The organism is Streptomyces aureus (assembly GCF_001418135.1).
In the GTDB taxonomy this organism is placed as follows: Bacteria; Actinomycetota; Actinomycetes; order Streptomycetales; family Streptomycetaceae; genus Streptomyces; species Streptomyces aureus_A.
Genome location: NZ_LIPQ01000034.1, coordinates 18034 through 33132, shown reverse-complemented (window position 1 = coordinate 33132; position 15099 = coordinate 18034). Strand labels below are relative to the sequence as shown.

Here is a 15099-nt window from a genome sequence, read left to right as displayed (position 1 = left end):
GGCGGAGTGGGCCCCGGCCGGACGACACCGGCCGGGGCCCCTGGACCTTCCGCGGCAGCGGACATGAAAGGCCGACATGACCCAGACCACCGACACCGCACCAGAGGGCGCCGCCATGACAGGGCGATCCAGCAAGGACAAAGCCAAGGCCGACACGGGGGGCAGTCGGCGCCACTTGGTGAAACGCCGGCGCGGCCCCGCCGCCGGGCGGACGAGGTCGTGGCGCGACTCGCCGCTGCGGCGGATCACGCCGTGGCTCTTCCTGGCGGTCCCGCTCGCACTGCTGATCACGTTCACGTACGTCCCCGTCGCGAGCATGATCTCGTACAGCTTCACCGACTGGGACGGGGTGAGCCCGGACCGGGAGAACGTGGGGTTCGACAACTACGTTCAGATCTTCACCCGCCCCGAACTCCTCCGGGTGTTCTTCGTCAGCGGCTACTACCTCGCGGCGTCCGTGGTCCAGATCGTGGTCGCGCTGTACTTCGCGGTGATCCTCAGCTTCAACCTGCGGTTCAGGAACTTCTTCAAGGGGATCCTGTTCTTCCCTTACCTGATCAACGGCGTCGCGATCGGCTTCGTGTTCCTGTACTTCTTCCAGGACGGCGGCACGCTCGACTCCGTGCTCGACTGGTTCGGCGTGACAGCCGATCACCCCTGGCTCGGCGATCCCACTTCGGCGAACATCTCCCTCGCGGGTGTCTCCGTCTGGCGCTTCACCGGGCTCAACTTCGTCCTCTTCCTCGGCGCGATCCAGTCCATCCCGGGCGAGCTGTACGAGGCGGCGGAGCTGGACGGGGCGGGGAAGTGGCAGCAGTTCCGGCACATCATCGCCCCGAGCATCAAGCCCGTGATCAGCCTGAGCGCGATCCTGGCGATTTCCGGCTCGTTGTCGGTCTTTGAGATCCCTTACATCATGACCGGCGGCGCGACCGGCACCCAGACCTTCGTCATCCAGACGATCAAACTCGCCTTCCAGTTCAACAAGACCGGCCTGGCCTCGGCCGCGGCCGTGGTGCTGCTGCTGATCATCCTGCTGATCACCTGGATCCAGCGCCGGCTCGTGCCCGACGACAAGGTGGACCTCGTATGACCTCCCGCGACCTCACCGCCGCTCCCCAACGCACCGGCACCCGCCGCTTGCCCATCGGGAGCGTGCTGACCTACCTGTCGCTGATCGCGGCTTCGATGGTCGTGCTCCTGCCGCTGGCCGTCGTCTTCCTGACCTCGCTCAAGACCTCCGAAGAGGTCGGTGAAGGCAGTGCGCTGTCGCTGCCGGGCAACTGGTTCAACCTCGACAACTACGTCACGGCGTTCAACGACGGCAAGATGCTGATGGCCTTCGGGAACACCGCGTTCATCCTGGTCTTCTCGATCGGCGGGACGGTAGTCATCGGTTCCATGACCGCGTACGCCGTTGACCGCTTCGACTTCCGGGGCAAGAAGGTCGTCATGGCCGGCTTCCTGATCGCCACCCTCGTCCCGAGTGTCACCACCCAGGTCGCGACCTTCCAGGTGATCAACGGCTTCGGCCTGATCGACACCCGCTGGGCGCCGATCCTGCTCTACATGGGCACCGACATCGTCTCGGTCTACATCTTCCTGCAGTTCATCCGGGGCATCCCCGTCTCGCTCGACGAGGCCGCCCGCCTTGACGGCGCCAACGCCTTCACGATCTACCGGAAGATCATCTTCCCCCTGCTCAAGCCGGCGATCGCCACCGTCGTCATCATCAAGGGGATCACGACCTACAACGACTTCTACATCCCCTTCCTCTACATGCACTCCGAGGACCTGGGGACGATCTCCACCGCGCTCTTCCGCTTCAAGGGCCCCTTCGGGGCACACTGGGAGGCCATCTCGGCCGGGGCGATCCTGGTCATCCTGCCGACGCTGGTCATCTTCCTGCTGCTGCAGCGCTGGATCTACAACGGCTTCTCCCAGGGAGCCACGAAGTAGCCCCGGGAACGGAAGGACGGGGCCGGGCCGTATGAGGGCCGGCCCGGCCCCGCACGGTCCCCCGTGGACGGGAGGTCAGCGCGGGCCCGGCTCCGGAGGCGGGGCAGACGTGCTGCCGCGGGGCACGAAGCGCGCGTATCCCTCGCGGATGCTGCCGACGTCCTCCCCGCCGATCAGGGCGAGCAGCGCGGTCGCGGAGCGAGCCCCGTACGCCGGGATGTCGCGGGTGACCGCCGACAGCATCGGGCGCACCACCTGCGTCAGCGGCGACTCGTCCCAGGCGACGATCGACACGTCGGCGGGGATCGAGAGGCCCAGCTCTTGCGCCACCGACAGCGCGGCCACCGCCATGATGTCGTTGTCGAAGACGATCGCCGTCGGCCGCCGGGGCGCGATCAGCAGCGCCCGGGTGGCACGCGCCCCCTCGTCACCGGTGTAGTCGGTGTGCACCACGGTCGCCTCCGGGATCCCCGCCTCCCGGCAGGCCTCCGCGAGCGCCGTGTCGCGGACCACCGTGTGCGCGAGCCCGGCGGGGCCCGCCACCCGCGCGATCCGCTGGTGTCCCAGCGTCGCCAGGTACCGCACGATCTCGTGCACGCTCTCGCCGTCGTCGGACCAGATCGCCGGCAGCCCCCCGGCCACCTCCGGCGGGCCGATCGCCACCGTGGGCAGACCGATGTCGCGGACGGCGTCGACCCTTGCGTCATCGGTCTGCAGGTCCATGAGGAAGACGCCGTCGACCCGCCGTTCGCCCCACCAGCGCCGGCAGACCTCGATCTCCTGCTCCTGGTCGGCTGCCATCTGGAGCATCAGGGCGAACGCGTGCTCGGCGAGGACCGTCTCCACGCCGCTGATGAACTCCATGAAGAACGGCTCCACCCCGAGGGTCCGCGCCGGCCGCCGCACGACCAGCCCGACCGCCTGCGCAAGCCCGCCGGTCAGTGCCCGAGCGGCACTGTTCGGCCGCCAGCCCAGCTCTTCGGCGATGCTCTTGATCAAGGCACGGGTGCCCTCCGAGACTCCGGGCTGGCCGTTGAGCGCGTATGAGACCGCCACCTTCGACACACCCGCCCGACGCGCGATGTCCGCCATCGTCGGCCGCTTCACTGCCACCCCAGCTCCATCCTGAACCCTCGATGCCCCCGACCCTACCGCCAGGCCATGTGCGCGGTGGCAGGTCTCAGTGGGGGCAAGGGGCGGGCACCCCACCCCCGGGTTGGGCTTCGATGGCGAGGTATGCGCCCCAACAGGCTCTTCATGTGGGCTAAGGGGTGTCCCGTAAGTGATCTTCGATCTGACTCGGGCACGGTCAGCCGTAGCGTGTGCCGCGCGTCTATCCGGTGAGGGCGAGGTTGTGCATCCGGGCGATGCCGAGCATGGCGTGGTGGACACCATCGCCCTTGAGGCGGCAGTCGTGGAGCATCTTCCAGGTCTTCATGCGGGCGAAGACCTGCTCGACCCGGGGACGGACCTGCTTGTGGGACCGGTTGTGCTCCACTTTCCAGTCCGGGAGTTCGGCCTGACCGCGCTGCCGACGGTGCGGGATGACGAGTCCGGTGCCCGGGAAGCCGCCGCCGTCGACCGTGACCGTCCCACCGCCGCGCCGAAGTGGGCAGTGCCGGTGGCCTTCGAATCGACGGCAACCGCTCCCGCGGTGGATGATCCGTCCTGCTCGTACGCCGTCCTCTCAGCGAAGCACCTTCACCATCAGACGTTCCCTGGTCACCCCGTCGGACAACAGGTCTCCGAGTTCTCCCGTATCGACGAAACCGTTGCGCTGATACAGCGCTGCAGCGGGTTCGTCGCCCGGTAGGAACCGCGAGCTTCAGAGTCGTAGCACCCCTCTGCCGGGCCCACTCCTCGACTGCCGCCACCAACTGGTCTCCGACGCTGCGGCCCCGTGCCTGGGGGCTGACCCACACCGACCTCAGCTCGCATGCGCCGCCATCCCCCGGGAAGGCCGGCGGCCATACCTACGGTTCGGCCGTCCAGCAACGCAACGATGCTGTAGGTGGCGGGCATCGCCAAGCGCTCGCGCCACAGGCGACGCCCGGCCAACGTCAAGGCCGCGCGCTTCGGCTCGGGCGGGATCGTTGACGTCGTGGTCGTCAGTATGCGGGGATCCACGCCCCCGGAGTTCCAGGGCGGGACGGCTCGTCCGCTGCGGGGCTCCCGGCCGCGTGGAGCGGGAGCCGGCCGGATACGTGGGCGACGCCGTTGTGGACCGCGACGTGCGAGTAGGGGCCGAATGGGGCGATCGTGGCGGCGCCGCGGGCCAGGCGGATGTTGGCGACGGCGGTCCGTCCGGTGGCCGTGGACTTGGCCATGGACGCCCTTCCTGGGCATTTCGCGGCCGGTTCTGAGGGCGTTCATCGGCGTGGCTACTTGGTGTAGTTGTAGACGGTCGCCCGGGAGATGCCGAGCTGGTCGGCGATGTGTTGTGCGGAGCTCCGGGTCTCGAAGAAGCCCTCGGCATGCAGCCTCCGCACCAGTTCGCGCTTCTGGTCACGGTTGAGGCCTCGCGGGGTGCTGGAGCGCTGCGCCGCGAAGGAGTCGATGGCCGAGCGGAGTTCGCGTCCCGTGCGGTCGCGCAGCGTCTCCAGGGCCTCACCTTGGTGTTCGACATCGGTGGCCACGAGGTTGGCGAGGGTCAGGGCCAGCGGGGACAGCGTGCTGACGTCCAGGTTCAGACACAAGGCCGCGACGTAACGTCCCTCGGCGTTCTTGATGCCGATCGAGGTGCTCTTGGCCGGGCGTCCGTCGGGGAACTGGTTGCTGTAGTTCTGGATGACGCCGGGGTAGTCGGGGTCCGCGATGCGGCGCAGGCCCAGTTCGGTGGCGGGGTCGCCGACCTGCCGTCCGGACAGGTTGTTCTCGATGGCGCGGATGGCGTTGTCGGGTCGGCGCAGGTCGTGCAGGACCACCTCGCACAGACCTGGGAACATGCGCCCGACGGCGACAGCGATGCGCTCGGCTTCCCGTACGAGGTGCTCGTCATCCGACAGGTGGCGCCCGTCTTCCGCTGCGGCGGGCTGGACGGCGCGTTCGTCATCTCGGCGGCCGGTGGGGTGTGTCATCGAGCGCTGCTCGATTCCTGAGCGCCGTCACGGTGCCCGGCGAATACCTCGGCCATCCTCTCGGTGGACTTCAGCCCCGCACCGGTGAGCACGACCACGGTCGTCTCGTCCGGAGCGATCTCTCCGGTCGCGATGAAGTGATCGAGGGTCGCCGCGGCGACGCTGCTGGTCGGTTCGGCGTACAGGCCTCGCGCGCTCAGTGCACGGACCGCTGTGTGGATCTCCGCCTCGGGGACAGCGTAGGCGGCCCCGTCGGAGCGGCGGATGGCCTCCACCGCCTCGGGCAGCCGGACCGGGTGGGCGATGGACGCGCCCTCGGCGATCGTCGGGGTCCGCTCGCCGCGGCCGGCCGGGTCGACGCCGTTGAACGTGTCGGCGATGGTCGCCCAGTGCTCGGGCTGCCCGACGAAAAGGCGCGGGCGCCTGTCGATCTGGCCGGCGTCGAGCAGTTCGCCGAACGCCAGGTCGCACCCGATGATGTTGCTGCCGGCTCCGGCCACGAGGACCACGTTGTCGGGCGCGGTGAAGCCGAGGGATTCCCACATCTCATAGGCGATGGTCTTGGTGCCCTGGATGAACATGGGGTGCCAGTTGTGGCTGGCGTAGGGGATCTGCTCGGACTGCCGGATCGCCTCGTCGGAGACCTCCTCGCGGGTGCCGCCCACGAGTTCGATCTCGGCGCCGTAGGCGCGGGCCTGGACAATCTTCGCCGCTGAGGTGGCGGCGGGAACGATGATCTTGGCGCGGATACCGGCGGCGGCGGCGTAGGCGGCCACCGACGAGCCGCCGTTGCCCGAACTGTCCTCGAGTACGCGGTCGACGCCGTGCGCCGCGAGGTGGGACATCATCACCGATACGCCCCGGTCCTTGAAGCTGGAGGTCGGGTTGAACCACTCCAGCTTGAAGTGGATACGTCGGCCGCCCCAGTCGACCGGAACCATCGGCGTACACCCTTCACCAAGGCTCACCCGCCGGGCGGCCGGGACGGGCAGGGCCGCGTGGTAGCGCCACAGGGACCGTTCGGCGATGTCGATCTGCTCGCGACGCAGGCCCGGCAGTGCACTGACGGCAAGGGGGCTGCCGTCCTCGCCCCGCCAGCGAGGATCATCCAGGGAGTAGCGCTTTCCGGACCGGTCGTAGAGGTCGGGGGCGGTAACGGCTGAGTGCTGTTCGTTGGTCATGGGCGGCTCCGGCTTCTACTCGCTCGACGTGCTCTCGTGTGACTGGGTCTCGCACCCCGAAGGGCACCCCGCCCTCTCCACGTTAGGCGAATCATCCAGATTTATACAGCCTGTCAAATCGCTCGTCGATGCATTGCATTGCACGGCGTCGGCCGGGAGTCAACCAAAACCGGCGAGAGCCGTGGAGTGACCGGCGGGACGGTGAGTGGCAACGACTGCACGGGCGCCGGGCATCCCGTGTGCCGGAGGCGACTCCAAGATCTTTACGTGCCAGCCCTTGGTTAAGACCACTGACATGCCCCGGCGGCATCTACGGGCCCTCGAAGCTGCTCGGTTAACCAATTCCCGGGTGAGTCCCCGCAGACCAACCGGTTCCTCCTCCTCCACTCCCTCCGGACGAGAGGGACCCCATGAGTACGGCTCCCCACGGCCTTCCATGGGCAGGACGAGCGGAGGTTCCGGATCGAGGGCGCTGGCCTTACGCACGGCGGCGGGCGACGAGCCCGCCCTGAGCGACGTGGACCTCGACGTGCCGGTCGGCACCACCCTCGCGATCGTCGGCGGCTCGGGCGCGGGGGAGTCCACCCTGCTCAACCTGGTGCCTCCCCCCAGGAGACCGCCCCCTTCGAGGGGAGCATCCGGGGGAACGTCACCTACAGCAGGGAGCGCGTCGACGACGCAACGCTGCGGCGCGCGCTGCGCGACGCCAACGCTGCCGAGTTCGTCGACGCGCTGCCGGACGGCCTCGACACCGTCGTGGGGGAGCGTGGTACCCGGCTCCCGGGCGGCCGACGCCAGAGGCTCGCGATCGCGCGGGTCCTCATCCGGGACCCCTGGGTCCTGGTGCGCGACGCGGCCACGTCGGCGCTGGACGCCCGCTCCGAGGCGCAGGTCCAGCAAGCCCTCGCCCGTCTGGTAGCCGGTCGGACGGTCTTCGTCGTGGCCCACGGCCTCTCCACGATCAGACGGGCGGACCGGATCGTGGTGCTGGAGCGGGGCGGGGTGGTGGAGTCCGGAAGCCACCTGGAACTGCTCGCCCGCGACGCGACCTACGCCCGTCCGCAAGCCATCCGGCCGGCCTGAGCCGCGGTACGACGCGGGTGCCCTCCCATCGCCGAGGACGGGAGGGCACCCCTGGCACTCAGTGGTCGGCGGCGCTGCCGCGGACGACGCAGGAGCGGCTGTTCTCCCAGCCCCAGCCGTCGCCGTCCGGGTCGGAGGAACCGCCGTTCACGCAGTACGGGTAGCCGTTCGGGGCGGTTCCGCCGGGGCTGCCACCGCCGGATCCGGTGTCGGCGGCGCTGCCGCGGACGACGCAGGAGCGGCTGTTCTCCCAGCCCCAGCCGTCGCCGTCCGGGTCGGAGGAACCGCCGTTCACGCAGTACGGGTAGCCGTTGGGGGCGGTGCCGCCGGTGTCGCCGCCGCCGTCGTCCCCGCCTCCGAAGATCGTGGCGCGGGTCGAGGTGGTGGCGATGCCGTCGGCGCCGTTGAAGAACCGGTTGCCCCAAGCGGTGAGGGAGCCGGCGTCGAAGCCGGTGACCATGTCGAGGTACTCGACACCGCTGCCGTTGCCGCTCCAGGACCAGCCGATGTAGCCGACGCGGAGCAAGCGGGCGGTGGCCATGATGGCGTTCTCGTCGGGGTTGCCATCGCTGTGGTTGTCGCCGAACTCCCCGACCACGATGGGCAGTCCGTTGTTCACGAAGTGGTTGAGGTAGTCCTGGACCTCGGCGGCGGTGTCGTACACGCCGTACATGTGGATGGAGAAGATCGTGTTGCGGCGCGGGTCGGCGGTGAAGACCGAGGCCGCGTTGGACCGCATGGTGTTCGACCAGTCCTGGCCCCAGTTGGGGGCGTCGACCATGAGCGCGTTCTCGATGCCGGCGTTGCGGAGCTTGCCAATGGCGTTCTTGGTGGCGTCGGTCCAGGCGGTGTAACCGCTGTTGCCGAAGGGCTCGTTGCCTATGTTGACGACGACGTAGTCCTCCTGGCCCTGGAGAGCGCTCTTGACGCCCACCCAGTAGTCGGCGGCCTGGTCGAGCGTGGCGGCGGCGCCGTCCTCGCCGTACCCGGTGGTGTCGTGCACCTCCAGGACGCAGATGACCTTGTGGGTCTTGCAGTCGTTGATGATCGATGACACCCGGGACGGGCTGGTCTCCGTCCAGCGGTCGCCGCTGGAGAGGACGACACGGACGGTGTTGGCGCCCTTGGCGGCGATGTCGGCGATGGCGTCGGTCTCGCCCGGGTACCAGGCGTGCGCGTGGTTCACCCCGCGCATCACGAACTCGTTTCCATTGGCCTCGTAGATCCGGCCGTTGCTGACGTGGATGCCGCTGTCGGCGGCCTGGGCGGCTCCGGCGGTGCCGAAGACGGGCAGCAGCAGTCCGGCCACGCCGGCGAGGGCGCTGCCAGCTGCCGTGAGCCACGTCCTGCGCGGTGACTTGGTCATGCCTCTCCTCGTGAGAAATGGGGGAAAGAAGCCCCGTCCACGCAGAACTCCGGCAACCAGACAACGTTGTCAGAATTCTATGACCGAGCCGCTGGTTCGCATGTCGGGGGTGTCCACCATGAGGCACCCGTGGCCGGATCCATGTCAAGTGTGAAGAACGCTTTAATTGCGAGCAGGTGAGATGGTGAAGTCGGTTCAGTAAACCCGTACTGAACGGGCAGACGTTTTGTGATTCTTCTATCGAGTGTCAGTCGCTTGTCCACTGAACCGCAGTATGCCGACCTGAACTGCCGCGAAGTGCGGCAGCAGTTCGACCGCCTGCCGGGCCTCGTCGAGGGTGAGCAGCGGTTGGAGGGGCGTGTCCGTGTAGTCGCCGGATACGAGCGGGAAGGAGCCCGCGAAGCGACAACTCGCCTAGAGCCTGTCTCCCAGATCGGGCTGTGAGTCCGTCATCAGTTGCCGTACCCAGTCGGTTGAAGGGGGGACAACTCGCACGACAGGCCTCGGGAGGCCAAGGCCCACTGCACGGGACAGGATCGAGAGGATCAGCCCCTTGAGTGACGGTGCGGTCGCACCAGTCGCAGACCACTGTCACGTGGGCACCCGCCGCCGATGATCCAAACGACAGGCCCTAGCCGAGGCGCCGACTAAGAGGATGTCTCACGTGGTGAGCTCCGTAAGCGTCACGATCACGAACGATGGTTGCCCTGGCATGACCAGCCGAGGCTGATCGCGCCCAGGAAATGAGTATGCGGCTGCGCGGCATTAGCCGATCATGTGAGCATGACCGATCAGCTGGCGATCAGCACCTTGGCTTTGCGGCACAGGATCCCGGACGACTGGGCGGCGGACCCCTGGGCCGAGGTGCGGCCTCTGATCGACGGCGTGGACGTTCTGAGAGAAGTCCACCCGGAAGGGCTGGCACCCGGCTGCCGGCACTGGACAGGCCCGGCCGAAAACTGGCCGCTGGCGGTCACGCGGGAACCGCGCAGGATCATGATCACCGAACCGACCTGCACCGCCGGCTGCTGCGGCGCCCTGTATGTCACCATGCGCCGCGAGGGCGACCGGGTGATCTGGGACGCCTGGGAGAACACCAGCGACATCACAGCCCTGCCCGCGGATATCACCTTCGACGCCAACCAGTACGAAGCCGAACTCGCGCGGGCTGCGGCGGACCGCAGCTGGGAAGAGCCGGTGGACACCGTTGCCCGGCTACTCGGACAGGCCCTTGCGGACAGCGGCTGGTTCGAGCGGTGGGGCTGCGTTCTCACGGGCGTGTGGCCACGACGCGAGGAGCCCGACGTTCCCGAGGAACTCACCGGTCCCGCGGGGGTCGATGTCGAGTTCGACCACGTCCAGGCACCGGGAGAGCGTGCGTGTTCCTACGCGTACGAATTGTTCATCACCAGCGATCAGCCCCTGGAGGAGCAGGTACAGCAGTTTGCGGCCAGCATTCTGGCGGACGATCCGCGAAAGACCGCTGAGCTTCGAGAACGCTGAGGGCCAGGTGCAAGAACGGGCGAGATGAGAGTGGGCACGTCCTTGACGGGGTCCGCCCTCCGTTAGGGCAGCTTCGCCTTGATCGTTTCCTGGGCACGGGTCTCACACGTGAGTCTGGTGAGTTGCTTGTAGCAGGTCAGGGCGGCGGCCAGGCCGAGGAAAGCAAGGAAGTGGCTGCCATTTCGTTCGTACCGGACGGTGAGGCGGCGGTAGCCGAAGAGCCAGGAAATCGATCGCTCGATCTTCCAGCGGTGTCGGCCGAGCCGCTCGCCGGACTCGATACCGGGGAGGGCGATCCGTGCGCTGAGGTTCCGGCTTCGGAGCCGGCGGAGGTGCTCCGCAGAGTGGTACGCCTTGTCCGCACGGACCTTCACCGGCTTTCTCCGACGTGGTCCGAGCCGGGAGCGGACGGCGGGAATGTCGAGGGCCAACGGCTTGAACGCCTGACTGTCGTGCACGTTCGCGCCGGACACCGCGGCGGCCGGCAGGCCCTGGGCATCGGACAGCACATGCAGCTTGCTGCCCTTCTTGCCGCGATCGACCGGATTCGGCCCGGCCAGCGTGCCCCTTTTTCGCCCGCACCGACGCGGCATCGACGATCGCGGACGACCGGTCCATCTCGCCCCTGACGCCGATAAGGGTGTGGCGCCTTGCCGCTCCCGGTGCTTCGAGGTGCTGACCTGGTACGCGGTGATCCGAAGCGCCCAGGAGGCGTAGCCATCCGTCGACGCACGCGACACTCCGGCCCGAGGGAACGCGAGGGTGAGGCCCGGATTCGTCAGTGGCCGGGGTCGGCGAACGTCCAGTCCAGGCCGTACGGGGCGAGTCGGGCGGAGATCCGGTCCCGCAGGCCGGATGATCCGGTCACGGGGGGAAGGGTGACCGTGGTGCGACCGTCCACGAGGACGCAGTGGATCTGCCCGTGACCGATGCCGGTGCCGAGGTCGGCCAGGGCGAGGGCCACGGCGCGGCGGGTGGCGTCGAGGCGCAGGGGGACCTTGGAGGGTTTGCCGACGTCGGTCAGCGGAAGTTCGGGCAGGACGACGACGTCCTTGGGGGTCGCCGCACGCTCGGGTACGTGCTGTGCGGCGAATGCGATCAGCTCGGCGGATCCGATGGCGCCGGTGCCCGGGGCGAGGGTGACGTAGGCGACGGGCACTTCGCCGGAGTGCGGGTCGGGGCGGCCCACGGCGCTCGCGCCGGTGACGGCCGGGTGCCCGAGGAGCGCGTCCTCGATGACGGCGGGGTCGATGTTGTGACCGCCCCGGATGATCAGGTCCTTCGCGCGGCCGAGCAGATACACGAATCCGTCGGGATCCACCCGGGCGAGGTCGCCGGTGTCGAGCCAACCGAGGCGGACGGTGCCAAGGGTGTCCAGATGTGGGCCTCGGGCGTCGCGGCCGACGACGTAGCCGGGGAAGACGGTGGGTCCGCTGACGGCGAGAACACCCGGCTCTCCGTCCGGCAGGTCGTGCCACTGGCCGTCGCCGTCGATGCGGACGGTCTTGACCCGCACGTAGGGCAGGCGCTGGCCGGCCGCTTCGGGCCGGCTGTGTTCGTTCAGGAAGCTCCGCGTGGCCCCGCAGGTGGCCTCGGTCAGTCCGTACCCCTGGCACAGGGGTACGCCCGTGTGGCGCTCGAACGCCTCGCGCACGGTGGGGGGGAGGGGGGAGGCTCCGACGACGGCGAAGCGGAGTGAGCTGATGTCGGCGTCGACCGGTATCCGGGCCAGTGCTGCGTAGACGGTCGGCACCGCGGACAGGGTGGCGATGCGGAAGTGCTCGACGATCTTCCAGAAGTGTCGGAAGAGCGCCGGCTCGCGGTATCCGAGCGGCCCGGCCCAGACACTGTGCCGGCCACGCAGCAGGGGTGCGAGAAGAGTGACGACCAGCGCGTTGACGTGGAACAGCGGAAGGCCGGCGAACACGACGGAGTCGGGGGCCAGCATGCTGTTCGCCGCGATCATCCAGGCGTCGGCCACCTCGTTCGCGTGGGTGTGCGCGGCCAGCTTGGGGGCGCCCGTGGTGCCCCCGGTGTGGAAGTAGGCGGCCAGGTCTCCGGCCCGGGGAGGCACCACGCCGGGATGGAGCCCGGTCGGCCGCCCCGCCGCCGCGAGGTGCAGATAGCCGACCTCCACGCCTTCGACCGGTTCGAGGACGGGCGCGGTGTCGGGCGCCCCGACGGGACGCAGCGCGAACAGGGCGGTGCAGCGGAGCGACGCGGCGACGGTCCGGGCCGATCGCCATGCGGAGGGGTCGAGTTCCGGTCCGGCTGCGACCAGGATCCGTGCCCCGCTCAGGCGCAGGAGTCGTTCGACGTGCCCGGTGGTGAGAGCCGGGTTGACGGGTGCCGCGATACCAGTCAGTTGGGCGGCCAGGAGTGCGGCGGGCAGCAGAGCGGTGTGGGGCGTGAGAAGGCCCACCGCGGTGGTGCGGCGGACGCCGTACGCGTGGAAGAGGTTGGCGACGCGGTGCACCTGATCACGTAGCTGGGCGAACGTGGTGGCCTCGCCGTGCGACCAGCGTTCCGCGTCGGGCAGGGCGGTGAGAGCCGGCCGGTCCGGCCACCGGGCGGAGGCGCGGACCAGGACGTCGTAGGTGGTGCCGGGAAGACCGCGGTCCTGGAGCGGGACGGACTCGATCGTCTTCAGGTCGTCGGGCTCGTCGTATGCCGGCCAGAGCGGATCGGTGTCGGGGGTGTTCACGGGAAGCTGCCTCTCGGAGGGACTGACGGGGCGGGAAGCGCGGGGCGGGTGCGCCGGTGGGGGCCGGCCGAGGCGATCGGAGGACCGGGATGACGGGCCGGTGCCCGGTCGTGGGGCTCGACGGGCGAGACGGACGGAGGCGGAAGTCCGATACCCGGGCCTTGGTCGGGAGTTCAGCGGGTGAGGCGGGTGAGCGCCGCGGCCACCATCGCCTGGACGCCGGGGACGAGCACGGCCGGATCGGGGGCGAAGAGCGGGCTGTGGTTGCCCGGGACGTTCTCGAACTTCTCCGTGAGGTCCGCTCCCGGTGCGTCGGCCCAGAGGCCGTCCGGGGTCGCCGGTACGTGCCAGAAGTCGTACGGAACGCCGTCGGGCGCGAGCAGGGAGAAGTCCTCGCTGCCCATCGCCGGGCCGAAGTCGAGGACGCTGCCCGAGCCGAACAGTTCGGTGTGGACGGCGGCCACCTCCCGGTCGAGGGCCGCGTCGTTGACGGTGACCGGGAACTCGCCGCCGACGGTGAACTCCGGTGGTTTCAGGCAGCCGGCCGCCGCGCACTCGCCCGCCACGATGCGCCGGATGCCCGCCATCAGCTTCTCCTGCACCCGCGGCGACTGGCTGCGCAGGGTGAGGCCGAGACGAGCGTCGGCGGGGATGATGTTGTTCTTGCTGCCCGCGTGTATCTGGCCGACCGTCAGGACGGCCGGCTCCTTGGCCGGGATCTCCCGGGCGACGACGGTCTGGAGCCGGGCGACCACGTAGGCGGCCGTCACGATCGGGTCGACGGTGGCCTCGGGACGTGAGCCGTGGCCGCCGGCGCCGTGGATGACGATGTCGACCTCGGTGGCGGCGGACATGGTCAGGCCGGGGGTGTGCGCGTAGAGGCCCGCGGGGCCGGGGGCCACGTGCTGTCCGAAGACAGCGTCGGGACGTGGGAAGCGGGTGTGCAGTCCGTCCGCGACCATGGCCCGCGCGCCTTCGCCGGTCTCCTCGCCGGGTTGGCCCACGATCACGAGCGTTCCCGACCAGGCGTCGCGCCCGGCGGCGAGCGCATCGGCGGCGCCCACGAGCCAGGCGACGTGCAGATCGTGTCCGCAGGCGTGCATGACACCATCGTGTTCGGAGGCGTACGCCAGCCCGGTGGCTTCCCGTACCGGCAGGGCGTCCATGTCGCCGCGCAGCATGACGGTCGGGCCGTCGCCGTTGCGCAGGACGCCGACGACGCCCGTCCCTCCGACCCGCTCGGTCGTCGCGAAGCCCGCGGCGCGCAGGCGTGCGGCGAGCCTCTCAGCGGTGCGGTGTTCCCGCATGGACAGTTCGGGGTGGCGGTGCAGGTCGCGGTAGAAGTCCTCCAGTTCGGCCGCCTGGAGGCCGGCGGTGAGGTCGCGGGTGAGGGGGGCTGCGGTCATGCGGCACTCTCCTGATCGGCATCGGCCGGGCGGGGCACGCTCGCGAGCAGACGGCGTGTGTACGGGTGGGACGGGGCGCGGTAGACCTCGCGGCACGGGCCCTGCTCGACGAGTTCGCCGTGCCGCAGCACGGCCACTTCGTCGCTGACGTGTCGGACGACGGCCAGGTCGTGCGAGATGAACACCATGGTGAGGTCGAGGGTCTGCCTCAACTCGGCCAGAAGGTTCAGGACTTCGGCCTGGACCGAGCAGTCGAGCGCGGAGGTGATCTCGTCCGCGATGACGACTTCGGGTTCGACGGCGAGGGCGCGGGCGACGGCGATGCGCTGCCGCTGGCCGCCGGAGAACTCGTGCGGGTAGCGGTCCGCGGCGGAGGCGTCCAACGCCACCGTCTCCAGCCAGCGCGCCACGGTGCCCGCGTGTCTCCTCGCGTCGGCGCGCACCGGGTCGACGGCCTCCGCGATCGCCCGGCCCACGGTCATCCGGGGGTTGAGGGAGGCGTACGGGTCCTGTGGGACGAGCTGGATCCGGCGTCGCACGGCCGTCAGGTCCCGGCCCCGCAGGCCCGTGAGGTCCCGGCCGCCGAGCGTGATCCGGCCCGTGCGGGGTCGGTTGATGCCGACGATCGTCTTGGCGACGGTGGACTTTCCCGACCCGGACTCGCCGACCAGGCCGAGCGTCTGCCCGGCCCGGACGCCCACCGACACCCGGTCGAGGACGGTCCGGGCGCGCGAGCCGTGTCCGAAGACCACGGTCAGGTCCTCGACCGCGAGCTTGTACGTCATGCGGGGGTCACCTCCAGGGGCGTGGGGCACGGCGG

Annotated in this window: 13 protein-coding genes and 3 pseudogenes; 5 read left to right on the top strand and 11 right to left on the bottom strand. The window is 69.6% G+C overall.

Annotation, left to right across the window (positions count from 1 at the left end; genetic code table 11):
- The first annotated feature begins 115 nt into the window (after window positions 1-115).
- Both AOK00_RS04070 and AOK00_RS04065 read left to right on the top strand, forming a co-directional pair.
- Entirely contained in the window at window positions 116-1093 is a 978-nt protein-coding gene (locus AOK00_RS04070) for a carbohydrate ABC transporter permease (RefSeq protein ID WP_437441386.1), read from the top strand.
- The gene (locus tag AOK00_RS04065) at window positions 1090-1959 is read left to right on the top strand and encodes a carbohydrate ABC transporter permease (protein WP_107097303.1); all 870 of its coding nucleotides are present in this window, start codon (window positions 1090-1092) and stop codon (window positions 1957-1959) included. The genes AOK00_RS04070 and AOK00_RS04065 overlap by 4 nt, the downstream gene beginning before the upstream one ends.
- 75 nt (window positions 1960-2034) lie before the next feature.
- Here the strand turns inward: AOK00_RS04065 and AOK00_RS04060 are convergent, their stop codons facing one another.
- From AOK00_RS04060 to AOK00_RS04045, 5 genes and pseudogenes are all read right to left on the bottom strand, one after another.
- The gene (locus tag AOK00_RS04060) at window positions 2035-3066 is read right to left on the bottom strand and encodes a LacI family DNA-binding transcriptional regulator (protein ID WP_055598924.1); all 1032 of its coding nucleotides are present in this window, start codon (window positions 3064-3066) and stop codon (window positions 2035-2037) included.
- Window positions 3067-3292: 226 nt separating this feature from the next.
- Window positions 3293-3544, bottom strand: a pseudogene (locus tag AOK00_RS04055) (transposase family protein); the annotation flags it as partial.
- Window positions 3545-3833: 289 nt separating this feature from the next.
- A pseudogene (locus AOK00_RS41310) lies at window positions 3834-3881 on the bottom strand (hypothetical protein); the annotation flags it as partial.
- Between the two features lie 186 nt (window positions 3882-4067).
- Window positions 4068-4286, bottom strand: a complete 219-nt coding sequence (locus tag AOK00_RS38080; RefSeq protein ID WP_055598923.1) for a hypothetical protein — start codon at window positions 4284-4286, stop codon at window positions 4068-4070.
- Window positions 4287-4340: 54 nt separating this feature from the next.
- Entirely contained in the window at window positions 4341-4925 is a 585-nt protein-coding gene (locus AOK00_RS04045) for a helix-turn-helix transcriptional regulator (protein ID WP_254047231.1), read from the bottom strand.
- Between AOK00_RS04045 and AOK00_RS39370 the strand changes: the two genes are divergently transcribed.
- Window positions 4872-5057, top strand: a complete 186-nt coding sequence (locus AOK00_RS39370) for a hypothetical protein (RefSeq protein WP_173861499.1) — start codon at window positions 4872-4874, stop codon at window positions 5055-5057. The two genes, AOK00_RS04045 and AOK00_RS39370, sit on opposite strands and share 54 nt — an antisense overlap.
- Here AOK00_RS39370 and AOK00_RS04040 read toward each other — a convergent pair.
- Window positions 5033-6217: a threonine synthase gene (locus tag AOK00_RS04040; RefSeq protein ID WP_055598921.1), complete on the bottom strand. Its 1185-nt coding sequence runs from the start codon at window positions 6215-6217 to the stop codon at window positions 5033-5035. The two genes, AOK00_RS39370 and AOK00_RS04040, sit on opposite strands and share 25 nt — an antisense overlap.
- 502 nt (window positions 6218-6719) lie before the next feature.
- On the opposite strand from AOK00_RS04040, the pseudogene AOK00_RS36720 reads away from it, so the two are divergent.
- Window positions 6720-7300: pseudogene (locus AOK00_RS36720) on the top strand (ATP-binding cassette domain-containing protein); the annotation flags it as partial.
- A gap of 58 nt (window positions 7301-7358) precedes the next feature.
- Here the strand turns inward: AOK00_RS36720 and AOK00_RS04030 are convergent.
- Entirely contained in the window at window positions 7359-8666 is a 1308-nt protein-coding gene (locus AOK00_RS04030; protein WP_055598919.1) for a cellulase family glycosylhydrolase, read from the bottom strand.
- A 783-nt stretch (window positions 8667-9449) separates the two neighbouring features.
- On the opposite strand from AOK00_RS04030, the gene AOK00_RS04025 reads away from it, so the two are divergent.
- A complete protein-coding gene (locus tag AOK00_RS04025) occupies window positions 9450-10169 on the top strand; it encodes a hypothetical protein (protein ID WP_055598949.1) in 720 nt (239 codons plus the stop codon).
- Between the two features lie 62 nt (window positions 10170-10231).
- On the opposite strand, the gene AOK00_RS04020 is transcribed toward AOK00_RS04025, so the two are convergent.
- The 4 genes from AOK00_RS04020 to AOK00_RS04005 form a co-directional block, all read right to left on the bottom strand.
- A complete protein-coding gene (locus AOK00_RS04020; RefSeq protein WP_079041830.1) occupies window positions 10232-10762 on the bottom strand; it encodes a transposase in 531 nt (176 codons plus the stop codon).
- Between the two features lie 185 nt (window positions 10763-10947).
- Window positions 10948-12873 carry an acyl-CoA synthetase gene (locus AOK00_RS04015; RefSeq protein ID WP_055598918.1) on the bottom strand — a complete coding sequence of 642 codons (1926 nt, stop codon included), beginning with the start codon at window positions 12871-12873 and terminating at the stop codon, window positions 10948-10950.
- Between the two features lie 173 nt (window positions 12874-13046).
- Window positions 13047-14279: an amidohydrolase gene (locus AOK00_RS04010; RefSeq protein ID WP_055598917.1), complete on the bottom strand. Its 1233-nt coding sequence runs from the start codon at window positions 14277-14279 to the stop codon at window positions 13047-13049.
- Window positions 14276-15064 carry an ATP-binding cassette domain-containing protein gene (locus AOK00_RS04005; protein WP_055598916.1) on the bottom strand — a complete coding sequence of 263 codons (789 nt, stop codon included), beginning with the start codon at window positions 15062-15064 and terminating at the stop codon, window positions 14276-14278. Before AOK00_RS04005 ends, AOK00_RS04010 begins: the two co-directional genes overlap by 4 nt.
- Window positions 15065-15099: the final 35 nt, after the last annotated feature.

Excerpts from the sequence above, each read along its gene's own strand:
- AOK00_RS04025 (WP_055598949.1), top strand. The coding sequence starts at position 9,450 with ATGACCGATCAGCTGGCGATCAGCACCTTGGCTTTGCGGCACAGGATC.
- AOK00_RS04030 (WP_055598919.1), bottom strand. The coding sequence starts at position 8,666 with ATGACCAAGTCACCGCGCAGGACGTGGCTCACGGCAGCTGGCAGCGCC.
- AOK00_RS04020 (WP_079041830.1), bottom strand. The coding sequence starts at position 10,762 with ATGCCGCGTCGGTGCGGGCGAAAAAGGGGCACGCTGGCCGGGCCGAAT.
- AOK00_RS04010 (WP_055598917.1), bottom strand. The coding sequence starts at position 14,279 with ATGACCGCAGCCCCCCTCACCCGCGACCTCACCGCCGGCCTCCAGGCG.
- AOK00_RS04040 (WP_055598921.1), bottom strand. The coding sequence starts at position 6,217 with ATGACCAACGAACAGCACTCAGCCGTTACCGCCCCCGACCTCTACGAC.
- AOK00_RS04005 (WP_055598916.1), bottom strand. The coding sequence starts at position 15,064 with ATGACGTACAAGCTCGCGGTCGAGGACCTGACCGTGGTCTTCGGACAC.
- AOK00_RS04070 (WP_437441386.1), top strand. The coding sequence starts at position 116 with ATGACAGGGCGATCCAGCAAGGACAAAGCCAAGGCCGACACGGGGGGC.
- AOK00_RS38080 (WP_055598923.1), bottom strand. The coding sequence starts at position 4,286 with ATGGCCAAGTCCACGGCCACCGGACGGACCGCCGTCGCCAACATCCGC.
- AOK00_RS04065 (WP_107097303.1), top strand. The coding sequence starts at position 1,090 with ATGACCTCCCGCGACCTCACCGCCGCTCCCCAACGCACCGGCACCCGC.